Raw genomic sequence first — 22,274 nt, 5'->3', positions numbered from 1 at the left:
GACGGTTTTCTTTTGCCTGAAGGGCATGCACAACATAGCCTGGGGTAACACCCCAGGTTTTGGTTCCCAAATTTGGTTTGTTGGCTGAAGGCCATACACAAATTAGGCGTCGCTGGTGGTGTCACGATCCCGAGGAATATCAAACGATCTACGTTTCTGCACCTGGGCTACGTCTCTGCACCCGGGCTATGCTGTCGTAACGTGCAACGGTTTGTTTATGGCTTTCAGCCAATAAGTGTCGTGCGGGGCGTGTCGTACCTAGGGCGTTGCCCTAGGCTATGTTGTTTATGGCCTTTGGCCAATGTCGAACAGTCGTCCTGACAGTTTCCCAATGTAGAACCAACGTTCAGATACCGGCTTTCTCCGCCTACCGAGCACTAACGTACGGACACGGATACTGATACACTCGTGCTCCATGCTCCATGCTCCATGCTCCGTGCTCCTACATCCTGCAAATGAGGAGTTCGCGCTCGTAGATGAGCTCTTTGGGCAAGTGACTTTTCAGGTCAAAGAATAGCTCTTCATGGGAGAGAATCTCCTGACGCCACGCTTCCCGATCGATCTTTTGCAATGCATTGAATCGCACTTCGGAAAAATCGAGACCTGTCCAGTCGATGTCGGCGTAGCGAGGTACCCAGCCGATGGGCGTCTCCTTGCCCACTCCATGACCGTTGGCACGATCCACAATCCACTTGAGGACTCGCATGTTCTCCCCGAAACCGGGCCATAAGAATTCGCCGTTGGTATCCTTGCGAAACCAATTGACGTGGAAGACGCGAGGCGTCTCGGTGAGCGATCGCTGCATGTGAATCCAATGCCGGAAATAATCGCCCATGTTGTAGCCACAGAATGGCAGCATAGCCATTGGATCGCGCCGCACCTTTCCGATCGTTCCTGCTGCTGCGGCAGTCATTTCACTTCCCATCGTCGCGCCCATGTACACGCCGCAACTCCAGTTGAACGCTTGATATACAAGCGGCATCGTGGTGGCGCGACGACCTCCGAAGATGATCGCGCTGATCGGTACACCCTCGGGTTTTTCCCAATCAGGATCGATCGTGGGGCATTGCGAGGCAGGGGCCGTGAACCGGGAATTCGGATGCGCGGCTTTGATTCCCTTTTCTTTCGCCAACTGCGGTGTCCATGGGTTGCCTTGCCAATCGATCGCTTCCGGTGGCGGTTCCTTCGTCATACCCTCCCACCAAACACCTCCGTCCGGGGTGAGCGCGACATTGGTGAAGATCGTATTCTTGCGCAACGCAGCCATGGCGTTTGGATTGGTCGCATCGCCCGTTCCAGGTGCGACGCCAAAGAACCCCGCTTCCGGATTGATCGCATACAGTCGACCGTCCAGTCCCGGTTTGATCCAAGCGATATCGTCTCCCACGGTCCACACCTTCCAACCTTGATCGGAGAAGTGCTTTGGCGGAATCAGCATGGCGAAATTGGTCTTCCCGCAAGCGCTCGGGAAAGCCGCTGCGACATAAGTCTTCTTACCCTTCGGATCCTCGACCCCTAGGATCAACATGTGCTCGGCCATCCAGCCTTCATCGCGCGCCATCACCGATGCAATTCGAAGAGCAAAACACTTCTTGCCCAACAACGCATTCCCTCCGTATCCCGATCCATAGCTCCAGATCTCGCGAGTCTCTGGAAAGTGCACGATGTACTTCTCGGGATTGCAAGGCCACGAAACATCGGACTCTCCCTCTCGAAGCGGCATACCCACGCTATGCAAACAAGGCACGACGCGTTTGTCGGCTCGATCGATCAGCTCAAATACCGGTTTGCCGATACGGGCCATAATACGCATATTCACGACCGCATAAGGCGAATCGGTCAACTGAACTCCGATCTGCGACATGGGAGAACCGACCGGACCCATGCTAAAGGCGAGCACATACATCGTTCTGCCTTGCATGCAGCCATCGAAGAGCTCGCGCAGCTTCTTCTTCATTTCGAACGGATTCATCCAGTTGTTGGTCGGTCCCGCAGCGTCCTTCGATGCACTGCAGATGAACGTTCGATCCTCGACGCGAGCCACATCGTTGGGGTTGGAGCGGGCCAGAAAACAACCAGGCCACTTTTCTTGATTCAGTCGGATGAGAGTCCCTTTGTCGACCATTTCATTGCAGAGCCGGTCGTATTCCTCCTGCGATCCATCCACCCAGTGAATACGATCCGGCTTGCACAACGCAGCCATCTTGCGAACCCAACGAATCAAGTGGACATTGGTGCTCAACGGCGTGCCAGAATTCGTAACACCCTCCAACTTGGCATCCATGGCGGTCTGACTCATAGTCCTTCGTTCCTTCTTTCCTTACGTAATGCAAAGTAGCAACGTCGCGGCAGTATCCTCAACTCGCAGTTTTCTCAATCTGCAGTGTGAGCAGGGCATAGCAGGAGATTATCGTAACCCGCAGCGCACGGGAGGGATAGCACGCTTCCCAGGGTGTGAGTCGAGTTTCGCACCGAAGCACCTTTGAGGGAACAAAGCCGCCGTCCCAGATCAACTTTTCGATGGCAGTTGCCCATAGCGGTGCAACGTCTGCGAGACGCTCTGCTCCCGAACCCATCGTGTCAATTCGATACGCCCCGCCGACAGCAACGGTCCGTGAATCCATTGCAGTCCCGCATCGAATGCAACGCGCAGGATTACGCCTGCAGGAGCGTCCGTTGTCCGTAAAAACTCCGCTCGTTTGGCCAACTCGGGCAAACGCTTCGCAAACGCTTCGTCCGACTCTTCCTCGCGGATGCTGATCTCAAGTGGAACTCGAGTCACCTGCGCCGCAAGCCGCGCTCGTTCGACGGTTTTCAAGTCACGTTGTGCCAACCGCAACACAACACCGCGCGACGGTCTATACCGAAACACATTGGATTCGCATCGCAACTCGCTCGGGTCCTGCTCGACGGAAAAGTGCTCGCGCCAAGCTTGCTCATAATCCACTTCGCTCGCGCCAGAAAAATGGGAAGGGTCGGCAAATCTTCGGAACAACCAAACGTAGTTGGGACCGCCCGCTTTGGCTCCCGGTCCTACGCACGACTTCTTCCAACCTCCAAAGGGCTGCCGCTGCACGATCGCTCCCGTGATCGGTCGGTTGATGTACAGATTGCCCGCTTGTACCCGTTCTTTCCAATAGCGGATCTCTTCTTGATTCAAAGAATGAATCCCCGCTGTCAGTCCGTAATCGGTTCCATTTTGCATGACGATTGCGTCGTCGAGATTCTCCGCTCGCATCAATCCCAATACAGGGCCGAAACACTCGGTCTGATGAAACCAACTGCCTGGTCTCACACCAAACTTGATGCCGGGTGACCACAAGTTCGGTGCAGCAAGTTGTTGAGGTTCCACGAGCCAGGTCTCCCCCTCGTCGAGGGTAGTCAAGGCTCGATGCAGTTTGTCGGTCGTAGGTATCACGAACGGAGTCACACCATTTTGCCAGTGGCTCGTCGGACCCACAGCAAGACTTCGGGCGGCGTCTTGGAGTTGGCGACGGAAACCTTCATCGTCATAGACCTCCCCCTCCAAAATCGCAAGGCTGGCGGCACTGCACTTCTGACCGGAATGGCCAAAGGCCGAACGCACCAGATCCTTGATCGCCTGCTCTCGGTCGGCGTGGGCGGTAACGACCAACGCGTTTTTACCACTAGTCTCGGCATAAAGTGGTAGCGAGGGCCTCCAACCATGGAATAATTTGGCGGTCTCATAGCTGCCTGTTAAGACGATCGCATGGATCCGCTCATCCGTCAGGAACGCCTTCCCCTGCTCGTTCGCGCAAGGATAAAAGTGGAGTACATCGCGCGGGACTCCCGCTTCCCAAAATTGGTTCGCCAAATGCCAGGCCAGACCCACCGTTGTGGGGGCCGGTTTCAGCACGACGCTGTTCCCTGCCATCAGTGCGGCAATCACTCCGCCTGCTGGAATGGCGTAGGGGAAATTCCAAGGGGACACAACGGCTACAACACCCAATGGCTCGGAATGCGACCCAGCGGGTGGAAGGGCATGGCGAGCGTAATAACGCGCGAAGTCGATCGCCTCGGAAACCTCCCCGTCTCCATCCATGATCGCCTTCTTTCCCTCGATTCGCAACGCATGCAAAGTCTTGAACCGATCGCGACTCATGATTTCCGCCAGCCGATTCATGACTTCTTCGCGCGCTTCAAAGCCCATGCCCTCCCAATTTGTTTGCGCCTCGACCGCTGCATCGAGCATCGTGTCCAGAATGGGCAGACTGGGGATCGCGCTGGGAGACCACTCGCTGTGACGGGTCAACTCTTCCCGTTGAGAAGGTTGGGACCAATCGGTGTCCGGCTCGTTCAAGAATCGTGTGGAATGGCTCGCGTCGATCGCCACCGTCAGGCGCCGAGAGCGATCGCTGACCTCACTCCGCCCCTTCCAGCCATCGAGGAACCGCTTTTTTTGATACCCCCACTCCGGCGAACCGGGCCGAATGGCGAACATGTCCTTAAGGAAGTTTTCAGGGGACGTGTTCTCATCCAATCGCCTTACCAAATAAGCCATAGCGCTGAGAAAATCGTCTTGCTTCACCGCAGGTGCATAGAGGAGCAATCCCTTCGCATCATCGCGTACCGCTCTGGCTTGGTGATTCGCCATGCCTTCGAGCATTTCGATTTCTACAGATGATTCGACTTGATTTACCTCTCGAAGAGTCAAAGCCAGGGCGACATCGAACAGATTGTGGCTCGCCACTCCTAATCGAACCGCAGCGGCATGATCGGGTTGGCAGCCGTACTCCATCATCCTTCGAAAATTGGCATCAGTCTCATGTTTGCTCGCATAAGGCGCGGCATGCCAACCGTGCAATTCGGCTTCGACCGATTCCATAGCAAGGTTCGCACCTTTCACCAATCGGATCTTGATCGGCGCTCCTCCGTTCTGAACACGTTGCTGCGCCCAAGCGGTCAAGGTGCGCTGGGCGTCCCACGCGTCCGGCAAGTAGGCTTGCAAGACAATACCGGCGGAATAGCGATGGAACTCCGGTTCATCCAACAACGATTGGAATGCAGCGAGGGTCAAGGCCAAGTCGCGGTACTCTTCCATGTCCAAATTCACGAACTTGCCCCGCTTCATGCCCTCGCGATAAAGGATCCGCAATCGATCACAAATCGTGAGAAGCGAGTCCTCCCATGCGACCAAATTGATTTGGCTGAAGATCGCAGAGATCTTCACGGAGATGTAGCTCACGGCAGGATCGGCTAAATGGTCCAAGATCGCATCCAATCGATGCTTCGCTTCTTGTTCCCCCAGGACCGCTTCGCCCAAATGATTCAGATTGAGGCGAAAGCCATCTTGGGTGCGCTGGGTCAAGTAGCGATGAAGTGGCTCGGCCTCTCCAGGCAGTATCACGCGCGCACTATCCATCTGCATCCGCTTTGCAACTCCGCGGGTTACCAAACCTGGGAGAAAGCGACTGACAAACGCACCCGCTTGAATCAAAAGCCGGTCCGTCCAAGGCATGTACTGAGGTGCACCGAATTGTTCAACGACTCGCCGAAGCGATGCGGCCGTTTTGGAGGGTGTGTGGCTTCGGAAGACTTCGTCGACCATCGCAAACGTAAACGCCTTGCCAGCCGGGTCGTTCATCATCCGTCCCAGTTTCGCTGCTTCCTTCTTTTCCGGGATGGTCTGCTGGGCCAGTGCAGCCTGGAGAAGCGATTCCGCTCGGGCCAATGCCCGGGCGACAATGATTTCGTCCGAGCCGAAAGGTCCAGCCACAACGTCACTGGATGGGGGGGCTATCACGATGCCAGACTCCTTCGCGAGACCGATTCGATTTCCCGAAACAAGACAAGATGCTATTGCCGGAAAATTCTATCCCTCCAGCCCTCTCCAGTCGTGGTAAATTTGTTTGAGTCTTGTGCCGAAAAAATACAAAATCGGAACACGTCCCAGACGACCCACCCGTGACCATCGGTCGCTGTCTGGGTTACCAACCCGCTCCGCACGTCCTCACTGGATAACCATGAAAAAAAAGCCTCCTGCGGGGAATCTGCAAGGCCGCGAATGGCTGCTCCAGCAAGCGCCCGGTCTTGCTATTGCCGAGACGCTATTTGGAACCCTTACCGATGTCCTGTTCTGCATCAAAAACAGATCGCGTTGTTACGTCATCGTCAACGAGGCCTTTGCGAGGCGTGCTGGCGGCTGGAGGACTGAGCAACTGGTTGGGAAATCTGCCAAAGAGGTTTTCCCAGCGATCTTGGCGGCCGGATACGAGCAGCAAGACGATGAAGTCTTGGAAAAGGGGATCACCATTCGCGATCGCATCGAACTGATTACCCAGCCCGACGGTGGAATGGGATGGTTCATTTCACAGAAAACCCCGGTGTTGGACGGGGAAGGAAAAGTCATCGCACTGGCAGGTATCTCTCGGGATTTGGCGGAGACAAAAAGCGACTTGGGGCCCGTTGCGGATATCGTCAACACGATCCATCGCGACTTCGCCCAACCCCTGCGGATTGAAGAGCTCGTAGCTCGATCGGGCTATAGCTGGAGCCAACTCGAGCGCAAAGTGCGTAGCATCGTCGGTTTGTCCCCCCGTGGACTGCTAACCAAGACCCGAGTGGAGCAAGCGGCCACGCGGTTGATTCATACCGATAAGCCACTTGCGGTGATTGCCGTGGAATGTGGGTTCTACGATCAAGCCGCCTTTAGCCGGCAATTCTCCGCCGCCACCGGCATCAGTCCCAGCCACTATCGCAACGCCTTTCGATGATCCTGTCGAACGAACTTCGCCGTGCACCGGTGGCATTTTGATCGAAACCGCCCCACGTATGTCCTGATTGTTCCGATTGTTCCTGTTCCCCTCGCCCCTCGCCCCTCGCCCCTCGCTACTCGCTCCTTACTACTTACTACTTACTACTTACTACTTACTACTCGAGGCCTTTTCCCCCACGTGATTGTCGCGACTCCCAAGACGATGACCGCCGCCGAAACGATCGTCCAATTGTCGATACGTTCGTTCAGGACGAGCCAGCCTAAGAAGACAGCGACGACAGGGTTTACATACGCGTAGGTTGATATCAGTGTTGGTGAGGCGTGCTTCATTAACCATACAAAGGTGGTGAATGCGACGAGCGATCCGGCGATAACCAGATACCACCAAGCGAAAATCGATTCGCGGCTAAATTGAGTCCATTGCACTTCCTTCGTCTCTCCGAGCAATGCACCAAACGCGATGAGCCACAATCCCCCGCAAAGCATTTGAATGGCAGCTCCTGTAAAGGGATCCGTCGGATTGCCTCCGTAGCGAGTCATCATGGAACCTATTGTCCAAGTCAGACAGGCTAGGACGATCGCCCCGACGCGTAACAGGTCGTAGCTGGCAGAACCGGTTCCTTGCAAACTCGGGGCTACTAACATGGCTAGGCCTGCGCATCCCATGGCAAGTCCTGCGAAAACAGTTCGGTTCGGACTGGCGCCGAGCTTCCCTTTCGTTCGGCCCCAAATCACCCATTCGGCAGTGACCATCATCAAGGGATTGAACGCGACGATCAACGTTGCGATGCCTGAGGGAATCGTCTGTTCCGCCCACGAAACCAAACCGTTTCCACCCACCATCATGAAAAGACCAACCCAAGCATTCCACAGCCATTGTCGACCTGTAGCGCGGAGTCGGCCGAACGCGAGAAGGATGACAGCCATCACTGCGCCCGCGACAAGGAATCTTGCTCCTGCCATCAAGAAAGGTGGCAGAGTATCGACCGCGACTTTGATTGCCAAATAGGTGGAACCCCAGACGAGATAGATAATGCCAAGCCCTCCGGCGATGAAGAGTGCGGGAGGTCTTTTCTCATGAAGGTTGTTTGGGTTGGTTCCACTCATTCTCGTGTCCGATTAGCAAAGTCGCAGTCCACCTAGGGGCGGGGGAGGAGTCGCCGGAAAGCATACTCGACTCCACGAAACTCACCTACCCAAATTGCCGCATTGTCGAACGGCTCGTCCTCGACCGTTCCTGCGCCGAGTACCGCCATACCATCGACCAGACCACGTCTCCCTCACGTTGTCGTGGAGAGTCCCGTACGCAGTCTTGGAAAGTCCCGCACGCGGTCTTGGAAAGTCCCGCACGCGGTCTTGGAAAGATACTTACGTTGCGCCATGCGTTAGGCGCTCCAGATCTGTTGAGGACAACAGATCGACAATGTCGAACGGCTCGTCCTCGACCGTTCCTGCACCGAGTACCATCCTACTATCGGCTAAGCCACGTCTCCCTCACGCTGCCTGGGAAATTCCCTAACGCAGTCTTGGAGAGTTTCTTACCTTCCGAGATGCGTTAGGCGATGCAGATCTGTTGAGGACAACAGATCGACATTGTCGAACGGCTCGTCCTCGACCGTTCCAGCGCCGAGTACCACCATCCTATTGGCTACGCGTGCAGAAGTTGTCGAGGACGACCACTAGACAGAGGACGACAGCTTAACGCAAAACTACCTACCCCAACTCCGCCCTATTCCAATACAAGAAGTCTCGGGTTGGAAGATTTGCTTTGCGAGGGTTCTCTCGAATGTAACTCCGGAAGTGCGCAAGATGCTCCGGACTACGAATCAAATGATCGAACGGCTCTGGCTTCCAAAAGATCCCCCTTCGACCAAGTTTCTGATTGATCAATCTAGCGGTGTAACGCATCCAACTCGAACCAATCACTTGCAAATCAAATTCTTTACGAAACTGAACGAGCACATGAACATGATTCGGCATGACCACAAAGCTATCCAAATCGTATCGCACTCCATTAAAATATCGAATTGCATCCGCGACGATTACTGAGAGCTCAGGAGATCGGAGCAAACAATCGCCATAGCATTCGTCCAGAGAACGGTGCATCCAGTCGCTTACAACCTTTTGAAATAAACGTTGCTGCTTCCTGTCAAGTTGGCTTAGACCGTTGCGGTATGCAACGCCCTGGTTGTGAAGACATGCGCTAGCGATATGGAGCGGAAGATTTCGAGCAGCTAGCCATTCTGTCAGTTCCGCAACCATTCGATCAATGGCCTGCTTCGGAAGCGAGTCGGCTGTTCGAAAAGTTACGAAGGTTGCCGCTCCCGCTTGATACCAATGCGGTAAATTTCGCGACGATATATCAATGGGCGCGTCGCGATCCAGTGCGTTAAAGACATTAGGCGTTTTTTGGGGTTCGGGCATACCTCAAATGATAGAGCTTGGATCGCTCCTGATCGAGTCATGCTACGCTATTTGGGAAGTTTCCCAAGAAATTGTCGAACGGCTCGTCCCCGACCGTTCCTACACCGAGTACCACCATGCCATCGGCCAGACCAACTCTCCCGTACGCTGTCTTGGAAAGTCCCGCAGGCTGTCTTGGAGAGATACTTATCTTGCGCGATGCGTTAGGCGATCCAGATCTGTTGAGGACAACAGATCAACAATGTCGAACGGCTCGTCCTCGACCGTTCCTGCGCCGAGTACCACCCTACTATCGGCCAAGTCACGTCTCCCTCACGCTGACTTGGCAAGTCCCGCAGGCTGTCTGGGAGAGCTTCCTAACTGGCGTGATGCGTTAGGCGCTCTAGATCTGTTGAGGACAACAGATCGACAATGTCGAACGGCTCGTCCTCGACCGTTCCAGCACCGAGTACCACCCTACTATCGACTAAGCTACCTCTCCCGTAGGCAGTCTTGGAAAGTCCCGCAGGCTGTCTTGGAGAGATACTTACCTTGCGTGATGCGTTAGGCGATGCAGATCTGTTGAGGACAACAGATCGAAATGGTCGTCCTCGACCGTTCCTGCACGAGTAAGATCGAAAGTTTGCAAAGAACGCTTGCCTAGCGGAATTCCTTGTTCTTTGCAGCGTATTCCCTTGTTCTTTGCAGCGAAGTTCTTGTTCTGGCCGTTGGGGTTCGTTTACGGCCGGACAAGGCTTCTTAAATTCTTCAAAAATTTCCGCGCCAATTTCTTGCGTTCCTTTCATCCATCGATAATTTCATGTTATCGCTGTGAGTATTACTCACGCCCTTACGCCCCTTCTTCACCTATAGCAGCGAGTACGAATCATGCCCCGTTTTCGTGGTCTGTGGATGGTCGTTTGCGCCTGGACAGTGCGCACCATCAAATGTTTCTTCATCCAGTCAAAGCGAACGCATCACCGAGAGCTTGCGGCTTCTCGGCGTCCTAAGTTGGAATCTTTCGAGCCCCGTGTCGTGATGGCCGCGGATACCTTGCCAGGAATGGTTTGGGAACAGAACGCGAACCTAGCGAGCGACGTCGACGGCGACGGAACGATTGCCGTCTCCGACGCGCTCTTGGTGGCCAACGGATTGGAGTATCTGTATGGAACGGGAGACTCGAATGCTTATCGTTTCGAGTCGTCCTATTACTTTGATGTCAATGGTGACACCTCTTTTGATTACTCGGATTGGACGGCAGTCGTCCACTCGGTATCGGAGGCGTTGAACTCTTCAGCCAGCGAGCTGAGCACGCCCCAACTGCAAGATACGTCGCGTGGTCTCTACCCCGACTATGGCCTTGGTAGTTACCCCGACTATGGTAGCTATCCCGACTATGGTCTCGGTGACTATCCAGACTCTGGTACTGGGGACTCCTCGGGCTCTGGATCAGGAAGCTACCCTGACTACGGACTCGGCGATTACCCCGACTCTGGAACCGGAGATTCCTCGGATTCCGGAACAGGTAGTTACCCCGACTATGGCCTTGGAGAGTATCCAGACTCTGGTACTGGAGGTTCCTCGGACTCGGGATCGGACTCGGGATCGGGGAGTTATCCTGACTACGGTTTAGGCGACTATCCCGACTCCGGAACCGGAGGCACGCCCGACTCCGGATCTGACAACTACCCCGACTATGGTCTCGGTGACTACCCCGATTCCGGCTCTGGGAGCACGCCCGACGCCGGATCGGGTAGTTACCCTGACTATGGCTCGGGGGGAGGCTCCAACTCAAGCAGTGACACCAGCACAGGAGGCAGCACAGGAGGCAGCACAGGTGGAAGTACAGGTGGAAGTACAGGTGGCGGCGACTCTGCCGAACCACCGGCTGCGCCCCCGCCACCTCCACCACCTGCTCCTGTCCCTCCCACGACTGGATTATCTCGTGACTCGTGGTGCGGTGACGCCGATGCGGACAACGACGATGGTGTTGGTCTAAAGGCCGTTAACGACTTTTTGTTGAGACCAAAATCGGAAATCTCGACGATTCCGATTCTGGCCAATGACACGGTTCATATGAGCGAGAGCTTTGATCACACAACGTCCGTTCAAGTCAGCGGGAACAGTGGTTACACGTTCTCATCCATCAATGGCGATCCCGACGACACGTTCTACTGGTTTGAAAATATTCAGGGAAGTTCGACGTTTACCACGCGTGAGAAAGAGGCAGTCTCCACCGTCACCATTACTGGGTTTGAGTTTCGTGATGATTTAGGATTGCGATCGTATTACCCTAACGGTGGTTGCTCCGCGATAGCCGACGGCATCTCGGATGGAGAAGAGATTCCGGCCTCGACAACAATGCGATGGGCTTGGTGGGGAGGTGGTAAAATCCAAATCAGCAATTCGTTTGGTGTCACAACGATCGATAACGTTTACTTCATCGGTGGAGTCGTGATCGAAGAGGATTCTGAGGTTGCTACGCTGGGCAAAGGGACGGGGATGTTCGTCACCCACGATTGGTCTTTCCAGTTAGCTCTTCCCAACTTCAACGGATTTTCTCAATCGCAATCGATCGCGGGTGATGGGCTGCTTAAGTTCAATGCGGCTCCCAAGCTAGTCATTAACGATCCTCCCGACGAGGGAACTGCGGTCGTCGAAGGTGGGAAAATCCGATACACACCGGATGAGGATGCAGAAGGCTCCGATAGTTTGAAATACACTGTCATCACCCAACTCGGTGATTCCGTTCAAGCGAGCCTCGAGCTGGGCACGATGGATCTAGATGCCTTCGATGCGGCGTCGAACCGACTGACGGAAGCGAAAGAGGACAATCCTGGTCTTCAGCTCATTGTCAATAACGACGATGACAACGCGAACTCGGTGGAGGACCAATTCGATTCCGGATTCAATGATCCAGATCTTCACAAGCTCGAACTCCTTGCTAAAGGAGGAGAGATGACAGCACAGCAGACGGGGTACTACACCCTTTCTTTTGACAACACGCGGGTTCGCGTTTGGTTCAAGCAGGATAAGTCCACACCGACTGGAGGTACAGACTCCGAGGTGAAACCGGAGCTTACCATGATCCCATTCAACGGGATTTCCAATCCAACCAAGCTTTGGGTGGAGAGCATCGCGGAAGGCCAGACGACGATCGCGATGAGATGGCACGACTCCACCTTCCAGTTCTCAGGGACTTATGACTCTATCCTGGTCAACGCGACCGACCCACTCGACCCAGTCCTCGATTTGGATATCGATAGCGACAATAACAACATCGTCGATCGCACCTCGACCGAAGACGCCATCGAGAACGTAACCGGTCAGGGCAAGATCTTGACCATCAAAGCAAACAAAGCCACCCCAATGGTTTTGGATGCGAACGGATTAGTCCATCAACTTGTTGAACAAGGCCACATAGCCAAACTTACTGTTCCAGCGGGTCTCACGATATGGGCAAACGAAGAGATGACGGAAAAAGTTTTCGACTCTCAACAAACAACCGCACCCGAGGATAACAATCGAATAGAGATTTACAGGTGGAATTTTATCAAAAAATGGCCTTCTGTCGTCTTTGTACATGCAGATCTAGAAGTTGAAACTGACTATAAGATCTCTTGGAGTCTTGAGGCAAGTGCTTCGTCCTCCGTCGCGCTCGACGAAGTGATAGTTAAGGCCCGAATCCAGAATGTGCTTCTAGTAGGCATTGATGGTACATGGAGCCGAGGATGGCTCGAAGGCCCTTTTGGAAAGACTCTCTTAAACCCGGAACGATGGAATTCTCATACGCGGAACCTCGTTGAATTGGACGTTAGTGCTAGGCACGAAATATACAAGTATGGGCCCGACGACTGGCATGGAGGAGATTCTGACGCAATACATGACACCGTTTTGGCTGAGATCACAACGATTTATAATTCGCAGAGCGTGAAGCCGAGAATTGCCATACTTGGATTCAGTCGTGGTGCAATGATATCACTCTGGGTGGCGAATTCTCTTTCGAATCGTGGAATAACCGTCGACATCGTTCTTCTCATGGATCCTGTCGATATGGCTTCTTCGATACCTGATAGTGCAGCGATAGTACAGAATAGAATTAAAAAGGTCGTGGTTATCGGCCCTGTTTTCAATGGCGTGAATTATGATCACCGCGGATTTAGTCGTATGGCTCATGAATCTCGAATATACCCAGCTGTTAATAATTTGCAGACTCAGATAATTCCATACGTCTACGATTCGTCTCACGGAGGTATTGGCGGAAGTCCCGGTTTTAATGACGGCGATGAAGCTAGTTCCTACAACTATCCGCTTGACCGCAGCAACAGTATCGCTGTGCATGGAATAATTGTTAATGAGCTGGTTGGGGTAGGGATTGACGCCTTAATGGTTAGGCCCCAGGACTTCGGCTTCCCAGAATCAAATCCAAACGATAAGGGTTAGTCATGATAAGAGTTCTTAAGCGAGTTTTGATTTTCTTCGGCGTAAGTCTCATTGCGGCATTGCTTGTAAATTGCTTAGCCCTCGGAACAGAAATAGTCTGTGATCTCGCCATGTTGGGTACGAGTGGTAAGAAGCCCACGAATTCGATTCGAGCGCTCTTGTTCTATTTAAGTAGAAGGATCTTGGACCCTGTCGCCTGGATTGGAGGTTATGGATTTAAGAATCTTATGTTGGTATCTATCGCGGAAGCAATGGTAATAAGTTTGGTCATTGTGGTCGTTTCCACGTCGTGGAAAAGACGCGATCAACCAACACGCGCGTTGGGTCGGTGAGAACCATCGCGGTTCACTTTCGGGCTGGTTGGCAAGGCTTTTTCGCATGGCGAAGAGTGCCGGATGCCGACCGGCCCTTTTTTGTTCTCTAACTGGGATGGGGTGTCATTCTCGACAGCGATGCGAAAAACATGCGATCAGACCTCGTTGCGAGGGACACTCGAATTGGAGTGATATGGTTTCCCAGCAGGTTCGGCCTCTCCTGTCAATGGCTCTCTTCGCCAACGTTTGCGTCATGAACGCGATCGCGTTTGCGGGATCCACTTACCGCACGGTCGCCGAAGCAAGGAGCAAGAAGCAAGGAGCAAGGAGCAAGGAGCAAGGAGCAAGGAGCAGGGAGCAGGGAGCAGGGAGCAAGGAGCATGGAGCATGGAGCATGGAGCAAGGAGCAAGGAGCATGGAGGGGTGGTCGGCAATGCCGAACGGTCGTCCCGACGGTTTTCCAATGTAGAGCCGTCGTCTCGACGGATTCTTTTGGCTGAAGGCCATGCACAAATCCGTTACACGCCATGGCACATATCGTCGAATGGAAATCCCCTGTATGTTCGATCTCCGAATGGATTCATGTCCTTGGCCCGTTGGTCCTTACGCAAGTAGTACCGTTGTGGTTGGCTTTCAGCCAAAAGACCGGGGCCGGGACGTGTACCTAGGGCGTTGCCCTAGGCTAAGGTGTATATGGCCTTTGGCCAAAAAACCGCTCCCCACTCCCAGTGTCGGGCAGTTGAGGACAACTGGTTGGTCGGGGACGACTGCCTGACTGGGGACGACTGCCTGACCTCAGACGACTGCCTGACCTTAGACGACTGCTTAAACGGGGACGACCGCTAGGCCGGGACAGGCTGCTAAGCCGTGGTGCGTTAGCGTTCGAAGACGATGCGACCGTCGACGATCGTCAATCGGACTTGAGTGGTCTTCCAGCGGTCGAATCCGTTCTCAAAGATATCGTCCGACAACATCACCACGTCTGCTAACATCCCCGGCTTGATCATTCCCTTCTCGCTTTCCGCGAACTCGGCAAACGCAGAACCGACTGTGTAAGCCCTTACTGCTTCCTCTACCGTGATTTTTTGTTCCGGTACCCATCCATTGGGATGTTTCCCGTCAAGCGTCTGTCGCGTCACGGCGGCTTCGATCCCTGCAATTGGATCGAGGGGCGCTACGTTCCAATCGGAGCCAAACGCAAGAACGACCCCGGCATCGAGCAAATCCCGAAATGCATAAGTCCCCTTGGCACGCTCGTCTCCGATTCGTTTCCAGGCCCACCGTCCATCGTCGGCACAATGGAATGGCTGCATCGATGCGATGACCTTGGTCGTTCGGAACCGCGGAATATCAACCAGACGCAAATGCTGTGCATGCTCAATACGGAATCGGCGATCGCGATCCCCTGCCGCAGATGAAACCTGTTCATAGATCGACAAGATCTTCTCGTTCGCGGCATCGCCGATCGCATGGATCATAATTTGAAGGCCCGCGGCATCCGCACCCCTTACCCGCTCTAACATCGCCCAGTCGGGAAACATCTCATCGCTAGGTAGCCCTTTCGTCCGGGGCTCATCCAAATACGGTTCAAAGAATAAGGCGGTTGTCGAACCTAGACTTCCGTCGGCGAACCCTTTAAGGCCCCCTCGCCTCAACCAAGTATCTCCGATCGCAGCACGAAGATTTTGCTCCGCCGATCGTTTCCATTGAGGAAGTGGGGCTACGGCATAAATCCTTGTTTTCAACTCCCCGTCTTTCCGCAAAGACTGGAATACCGGGACGTACTCCTCGCCCGACATATCTTGAACGCTGGTCACGCCGAGAGCAGCCGCGTGTTCCGTCGCAGCTTTGGCAGCACTCCTTTTGGCCTCAAAGCTAAGCGCTGGGATATGCTTTGTAACGAGATTCATAGCCGCATCTTTCAGCACCCCAGTCGGTCGCCCCGTCTCGGGCTCGCGCACGATGGTCCCACCTGCAGGATCGGGGGTGCTTTCATCTATGCCAGCCAATTTCAACGCATAGCTGTTGGCCAAACCCATGTGGCCATCCAACCGGGAGATGAAAACACCTCGATCCAACGTAAAAGCATCGATCCAATCGCGATGGGGCAAATTGCCCTCTGGCCAGTTCTCATGATCCCAATCCCCGCCCACGATCCAGCGGCCCGCTTCTAATCCCTTCGAAAAACTCTCAATTCTCGCGCGGAACTCGGAGGGCGTCGCCGCATCTCGCAGTTGAACGCTTGATAGCTGCTGACCTCCTTGGAGAAAATGGACATGGCTATCGTTGAAGCCCGGGAGAATCACCCTCCCTTCGGCGCGGATCACTTCGGTATCGCCACCCATCCAAGCCTTCATGGAATCGTCGTCTCCTACCGCGACGATTCGTTGGTCGCGGATAGCAACTGCCGATGCGGTCGGACGCACCGGATTCATCGTGTGGACTTTCGCATCCAATATGACGATATCCGCGCGTTCTGTGGACTGAGCGAGAGCTTGATGGCACGCGGAAAGAGGCGACAAGCAGGAGACCGCCAGAGCAGTACCCCATGTAAAGATCGACTCTGTAAAGATCGACTCTCGAAGCATCCGATTTGTCCTTATGTTCCGTCTTCTATGTTCCGTCTTCTCACGCACCGTGTTACCCGTTTGCCGATTGGTACAACTGGTTCATGACCTGTTGGGTCTTCAAACAGATGTCACCCCAAGTGGGATCGAGCTGCTTCGACTCCACTATCTTTTGAAACGTTTCGAACATGTTGATTTCTTGTGCCGGGGCAAAACCGGAATCGTACTCTCGGACTGCGTGGCGCTGGGTGTGCTGCTGCATATGAAACGAGCAACCCTGGACGTTAAAAGACGGCTGGCTTACCTCATACGCCACCTCGCTACCGAAGAAGGGCAATACGAAATCGTCTAATCGTGCGTACCCCTTTGTCCCGCTTACGTGAGCCCATTGCTGATTCTCGGTAAGGAACGAACAGTAGAACGAGGCCGTCGAGCCGTCATGGAAATCGAGTTCTGCGGAAAATTCGGCAGGAACTCGATCCTCGCTCCCCGCGCCTTGAAGCGTCGAGAGCGTACGTCCTGAAACCCGCGTTGGCATGGCGAAGCGATGCACCCAAAGAATAAAGCGGATGCAATACCATCCCAAATCCCCTAAGCATCCAAACGGTTCGAGTTTGCTATCGGTGCGAATATTCGACTTGGCGAACTCGTCTCCACCATTGAAAGAGAATTGGCAGGCGATTCTGCGAATCGTCCCTATCGAATCGGGACAAAGGAGAGACTCGCGAAGCTGGGGGAGACGGGCTGAGTGCATGAACATGACCCCATCCATGAATTGCACTCCTTTCTTTCGGCACACGTCGAGAACCTCTTCCATATCCTCGGTCGTGATGGCTGCAGGCTTCTCCGCCAAAATGTGCTTTCCGTGTTCGGCAGCGCGCAGAATCCATTCTTTGCGAAGCCCCGTTGGGAGCGGGATATATACGGCATCGATGTCGCTTCGCTTGAGCAACGCCTCGTAGGAGTCCATCGCATCGACACTCAAACGTTGAGGCGTGTGGAGACTGCATTCCCGCACAAACTGTTCAGCCGCCTCGCGACGTCGACTGGCCACCGCCACTACCGAGCTACGAGTCGTTTGCGCGATCGCGCGCCAATTCTTTTTGGCGATCGATGCGGCTGACAGAATGCCCCAGCGGCACGAAACAAGCTCCGACGACATAAGGTTCCCTTCCAGTTGATGTAGAACGCGTGGTAATCCCCAATCGCGTAAAGCCACGAATTTACCAAGTTTACTCTTTTTGAAATCCGTCTTGACCCGGTTTCCCCCGCTTCGATATTCTCCGCCCAACTACGGTAGGCTCGGTAAGTTCGGAAGACCAGGAAAGGTCACAGGATAGACCGAGCACGTCAGCTTGGCGACCCGTCGTCAATATAGTAAAGAACATTCAGGAAGGATGGTTCCCCCTATGTCCAGTACAAAAACGGTTTTCACGACCGGCGAGGCTGCCAAGATCTGCAAGGTTAGCCAACAAACAATCATTCGTTGCTTCGACAACGGCACGCTCAAGGGATTTCGAGTTCCAGGAAGCCGCTTCCGTCGTATCCCCCGCGACCAACTGTTCGTCTTCATGAAGGACAATGGCATCCCCACCGATGCCTTAGAAAGCGGTAAAAAGAAGCTATTGATCGTCGATGACGATCAAGATCTGGTGGACTTGATGTACGACATGTTCGATCGGGATGGCCGTTTCGATATCCGAACGGCCAACAATGGCTTCGATGCGGGCATGCAGGTGAAGGAATTCCGTCCTGACATGGTCGTCCTCGACGTCATGCTTCCCGACATCAATGGCAAAGAAGTTTGTCAGCGAGTGCGAAGCGATCGGACCATGGATTCGGTCAAGATTCTGTGCATCTCCGGTATGATCGAACACGAACGTGTGGCCGAACTGCGAGCCTCGGGCGCGAACGACTTCATGCAAAAGCCGTTCACGACCGACAAGCTCCTGGACCGCGTCTGCGACATGCTCGAAATTGATCGACCCGTCGCCGTTGCCTAAACCCCATGAAAACGGTCGAGGACGAGCCGTTCGACATTGTCGATCTGTTGTCCTCAACAGATCAGGGGCGCCTAACGCACCACGCCGGTTAGGAAGCTTTCCCAGATAGCGTACGGGAGAGGTGAATTGGTCGATAGTATGGTGGTATTCGGCGCAAGAACGGTCGAGGACGAGCCGTTCGACGTTGTCGATCTGTTGTCCTCAACAGATCTGGGTCGCCTAACGCATCGCGCAAGATAAGTATCTTTCCCAGACAGCGTGCGGGACTCTCCAAGACCGCGTGAGGGAGAGGTGGCTTAGCCGATAGTATGGTGGTATTCGGCGCAAGAACGGTCGAGGACGCGCCGTTCGACAATGTCGATCTGTTGTCCTCAACAGATCAGGGTCGCCTAACGCATCGCGCAAGGTAAGAAACTCTCCCAGACAACGTGCGGGACTCTCCAAGACCGCGTGAGGGAGAGGTGGCTTAGTCGATAGTATGGTGGTACTCCGTGCTGGAACGGTCGAGGACGAGCCGTTCGACGTTGTCGATCTGTTGTCCTCAACAGATCTGGGTCGCCTAACGCATCGCGCAAGATAAGTATCTTTCCCAGACAGCGTGCGGGACTCTCCAAGTCCGCGTGAGGGAGAGGTGGCTTAGCCGATAGAAAAGTGGTACTCGGTGCTGGAACGGTCGAGGACGAGCCGTTCGACAATGTCGATCTGTTGTCCTCAACAGATCTGCATCGCCTAACGCATCACGCAAGATAAGTATGTCTCCCAGAAAGCGTACGGGGCTTTCCCTGACTGGGTGAGGGAGAGGTGGCTTGGTCGATAGTATGCTAGTACTTCGTGCAAGAACGGTCGAGGACGAGCCGTTCGACACTGTCGATCTGTTGTCCTCAACAGATCTGCATCGCCTAACGCATCGCGCAAGTTAAGTATCTTTCCCAGGCAGCGTGAGGGACTTTCCACGACAGCGTGAATGAGAGGTGGATTGGGCGATGGTATGGTGGTACTCCGTGCAGGAACTGTCGAGGACGAGCCGTTCGACAATGTCGATCTGTTGTCCTCAACAGATCTGGATCGCCTAACGCATCACGCAAGATAAGTATCTCTCCCAGACAGCGTGCGGGACTCTCCAAGACCGCGTGAGGGAGAGGTGGTTTAGCCGATAGTATGCTAGTACTTCGTGCAGGAACGGTCGAGGACGAGCCGTTCGACAGGGTCGATCTGTTGTCCTCAACAGATCTGGATCGCCTAACGCATCGCGCAAGATATGTATCTTTCCCAGACAGCGTGCGGGACTCTCCAAGACCGCCTGAGGGAGAGGCGGATTAGCCGATAGTATGGTGGTACTTCGTGCAGGAACGGTCGAGGACGAACCGTTCGACACTGTCGATCTGTTGTCCTCAACAGATCTGGAGCGCCTAACGTACCGCGCAAGATAAGTATCTCTCCACGACCGCGTGAGGGAGAGGTGGCTTGGTCGATAGTATGGTGGTACTCGGTGCAAGAACGGTCGAGGACGAGCCGTTCGACAGGGAGCATCCCCCTCCCGACTCTCCTTGCTCCTTGCTCCTTGCTCCTTGCTCCTTGCTCCTTGCTCCTTGCTCCTTGCTCCTTGCTCCTTGCTCCTTGCTCCTTGCTACTTGCTACTTGCTACTTGCTACTTGCTACTTGCTACTTGCTACTTGCTCCTCGCCGGTCTGAGAACGATTGGACCGTATGCGCCATTGTAAATTCGGCTGCTACTCCCATTACAGGGAACACCGATTCTTAGTTCGACATCGGTTTGCTAAATCGGACGACGGATGGGTTTCCGACAGCGGCGAATTGGCCGCTGAACTCCAACTGGCCACTGGTGCGATCGACGCGGAAAATGGCAAGGTTATCACTCCGTTGGTTGCAACAAACCAACCAATTGCCGCTTGGATCCACCGTGAAACTGCGTGGATAGTTCCCCTGCGTCCATACCTCTCCCAAGTAAGTCAACTCGCCTGTTTCGCTGATCCGGAAGATGGCAATGCTGTCATGCAACCGGTTTCCTGCATAGACAAATCGTCCATCCTGAGATACCAAAATCTCCGAGCAAAAATTGCTCCCTTCGAATTTGTTAGGCAACGTCGAAATCGTTTGGCGTTCGGTCAGTTCGCCGGTACTCGCGTCGAAGTCGAATAAGACGACGGTTGAGCCCTCTTCCTGAATCGAATAGAACCATTTTCCATTCGGGTGGAAGTGAAAGTGCCGAGGACCGTCCCCGGGCGGCAACGCGATAAAGGGCTTCGGTGCAGCAGTTAGTTTACCCGTCGTTGAGTCGAATTGCCAAATGTAGATGCGGTCTTGCCCGAGATCGCAATGGATCACCCATTTGCCAGTGATATCGGTTTCAATCATGTGCGCATGCGTTCGATCGTGCCCGCTTATGGCAAAACTTCCCTTCGGTGCATGCTTGGCACGTGTCGGACCGATGTTCCCTTCATCCGTCTTGACCGCGACTGCTTCCCCTACGGAACCGTCGGGCAAGACCGGGTGGACTGCGATAGAACCCCCGAAGTAGTTTGCTACAAAGAGAAACTTGCCATTCGGATGCAAACTCACATAGGTGGGGCCCGAGCCTCCCGAAGTTACCGAATTGACCAGCGATAGCATTCCCGACTGAGAGTCGATCTTCCAAGCCGATACGGTACCGTGGTTTTCGGCTCCCATTCGATCGGTTTCGTTGGCCGAATAGAGAAACGACTCCCGTTTGTCGAGGACCAAACAGCTGGGGCTTGTTCCCAACTCTGCAATGCCGATCTCTTGGAATGCGCCCGACTCTGTGTCCATTTCAAAAATATGGATGCCACGGCCATTGCCGGGTGGCAAATCGACTTGCGTCGGCAATACGTCTTTCAAGGGTGAGCTAAATGTACCCACATAAACCCGAACGCGATTCTTCGTCGTTGAAGTTGCCGCACGAAGGAGCGAGTCGGGACCGGTCCATTGAAGGGCCGCGAAACCAAGTGTTGCACCTGAGATCCAGCGGCGGCGAGGGTGGATATCGGAATTCGGAGAAGTCGTCATGGTGGGAATTGGTGATAGTGTGGCGAGGGTAGTGACCGGTCGAAGGATGGGGGTGAGAGGTTGTCAAGGAGTATGAGGGCTTGCCAATTAGGTATCCGGCTGATGTTGGGCGACTGTGAAGAATGGCTTGGCGGGGACGCCGCGCACTTTCGAATTCGCAGGAACAGAAGAAACGACGACTGAACCGGCGGCGATCAAACATTCCGTGCCAATCTCAATTTGATCAATGACGGAGGCACCGGTTCCTATATGGCATCCGTCGCCAACTTTCACGCTGCCGGATAGGGTTACCCCTGGCGCCAAGTGGCTGAATGCCCCGATGGTGCAATCGTGATCGACAGACGCTCTCGTATTGATGATCGCAAAGGGGCCGATGGTTGCCCTAGGTTGAATAACTGCACCTGCATGGATTTGTGCGGTCGGATCGATACAAGCTTCGGGGGCGATCCATGCAAAAGGATGCCGACAACCGGTGAATTGAAATCCCTTTTCCAGGAACCGCTGAACAATCCGCTGCACCCAGAACGTTGCGTTGTTCGGCGACGTCCAGCCGATCCCTAAAGCAAGCTCGATATCGTCCGGATTGTAACGCGCGAGAAGGTCTTCGTCTGTGATGATTTCCCACGCGTACAACGATCGATTGACAGCCTTCGGGTCAGGAGTCGTCGATGCCAGGATCATTCGATTCTGTGTTAGCAATGCGGAGCTCACGACGCTCGCATGTCCGCCACAACCCAGGATTACGACAGGTTTCATAAGCTCT

The 22,274-nt window shown here is 54.2% G+C and carries 12 protein-coding genes; 4 read left to right on the top strand and 8 right to left on the bottom strand.

Features of this window, described 5'->3' with window-relative positions; all coding sequences use genetic code 11:
• Positions 1-442: 442 nt before the first annotated feature.
• Both VN12_RS06725 and VN12_RS06720 read right to left on the bottom strand, forming a co-directional pair.
• A complete protein-coding gene (locus VN12_RS06725; RefSeq protein ID WP_205855208.1) occupies positions 443-2,299 on the bottom strand; it encodes a phosphoenolpyruvate carboxykinase (GTP) in 1,857 nt (618 codons plus the stop codon).
• Between the two features lie 210 nt (positions 2,300-2,509).
• Positions 2,510-5,764 (bottom strand): proline dehydrogenase family protein, encoded by a 3,255-nt coding sequence (locus tag VN12_RS06720; protein WP_240491343.1) that lies wholly within the window; start codon positions 5,762-5,764, stop codon positions 2,510-2,512.
• Between the two features lie 220 nt (positions 5,765-5,984).
• Between VN12_RS06720 and VN12_RS06715 the strand changes: the two genes are divergently transcribed.
• On the top strand, positions 5,985-6,734 hold the full coding sequence (locus VN12_RS06715) for an AraC family transcriptional regulator (protein WP_146676103.1): 750 nt from the start codon (positions 5,985-5,987) through the stop codon (positions 6,732-6,734).
• Positions 6,735-6,877: 143 nt separating this feature from the next.
• Here the strand turns inward: VN12_RS06715 and VN12_RS06710 are convergent, their stop codons facing one another.
• Both VN12_RS06710 and VN12_RS06705 read right to left on the bottom strand, forming a co-directional pair.
• Positions 6,878-7,843 carry an EamA family transporter gene (locus VN12_RS06710; protein WP_146676102.1) on the bottom strand — a complete coding sequence of 322 codons (966 nt, stop codon included), beginning with the start codon at positions 7,841-7,843 and terminating at the stop codon, positions 6,878-6,880.
• A 606-nt stretch (positions 7,844-8,449) separates the two neighbouring features.
• The gene (locus VN12_RS06705) at positions 8,450-9,160 is read right to left on the bottom strand and encodes a transposase (RefSeq protein WP_146676101.1); all 711 of its coding nucleotides are present in this window, start codon (positions 9,158-9,160) and stop codon (positions 8,450-8,452) included.
• 116 nt (positions 9,161-9,276) lie between these two features.
• Between VN12_RS06705 and VN12_RS06700 the strand changes: the two genes are divergently transcribed.
• Both VN12_RS06700 and VN12_RS06695 read left to right on the top strand, forming a co-directional pair.
• Positions 9,277-9,537, top strand: coding sequence for a hypothetical protein (locus VN12_RS06700; protein WP_146676100.1), 261 nt, complete (start codon positions 9,277-9,279; stop codon positions 9,535-9,537).
• Between the two features lie 490 nt (positions 9,538-10,027).
• On the top strand, positions 10,028-13,582 hold the full coding sequence (locus VN12_RS06695) for an Ig-like domain-containing protein (protein ID WP_146676099.1): 3,555 nt from the start codon (positions 10,028-10,030) through the stop codon (positions 13,580-13,582).
• Between the two features lie 1,189 nt (positions 13,583-14,771).
• Here VN12_RS06695 and VN12_RS06690 read toward each other — a convergent pair.
• Together VN12_RS06690 and VN12_RS06685 are read right to left on the bottom strand one after the other, a co-directional pair.
• Positions 14,772-16,484, bottom strand: a complete 1,713-nt coding sequence (locus VN12_RS06690; protein WP_146676098.1) for an amidohydrolase — start codon at positions 16,482-16,484, stop codon at positions 14,772-14,774.
• Between the two features lie 52 nt (positions 16,485-16,536).
• Positions 16,537-17,625 (bottom strand): Gfo/Idh/MocA family protein, encoded by a 1,089-nt coding sequence (locus VN12_RS06685; protein ID WP_146676097.1) that lies wholly within the window; start codon positions 17,623-17,625, stop codon positions 16,537-16,539.
• 235 nt (positions 17,626-17,860) lie between these two features.
• Between VN12_RS06685 and VN12_RS06680 the strand changes: the two genes are divergently transcribed.
• Entirely contained in the window at positions 17,861-18,466 is a 606-nt protein-coding gene (locus VN12_RS06680; protein WP_146676096.1) for a response regulator, read from the top strand.
• A gap of 1,758 nt (positions 18,467-20,224) precedes the next feature.
• On the opposite strand, the gene VN12_RS06675 is transcribed toward VN12_RS06680, so the two are convergent.
• Both VN12_RS06675 and VN12_RS06670 read right to left on the bottom strand, forming a co-directional pair.
• A complete protein-coding gene (locus VN12_RS06675; protein ID WP_146676095.1) occupies positions 20,225-21,511 on the bottom strand; it encodes a lactonase family protein in 1,287 nt (428 codons plus the stop codon).
• Between the two features lie 87 nt (positions 21,512-21,598).
• On the bottom strand, positions 21,599-22,267 hold the full coding sequence (locus VN12_RS06670) for an acetyltransferase (protein WP_168164258.1): 669 nt from the start codon (positions 22,265-22,267) through the stop codon (positions 21,599-21,601).
• Positions 22,268-22,274 lie beyond the last annotated feature (7 nt).

The sequence above is a fragment of the Pirellula sp. SH-Sr6A genome (assembly GCF_001610875.1).
Classification (GTDB): Bacteria; Planctomycetota; Planctomycetia; order Pirellulales; family Pirellulaceae; genus JBKCUI01.
This window is presented reverse-complemented; position numbering and strand designations above follow the sequence as displayed.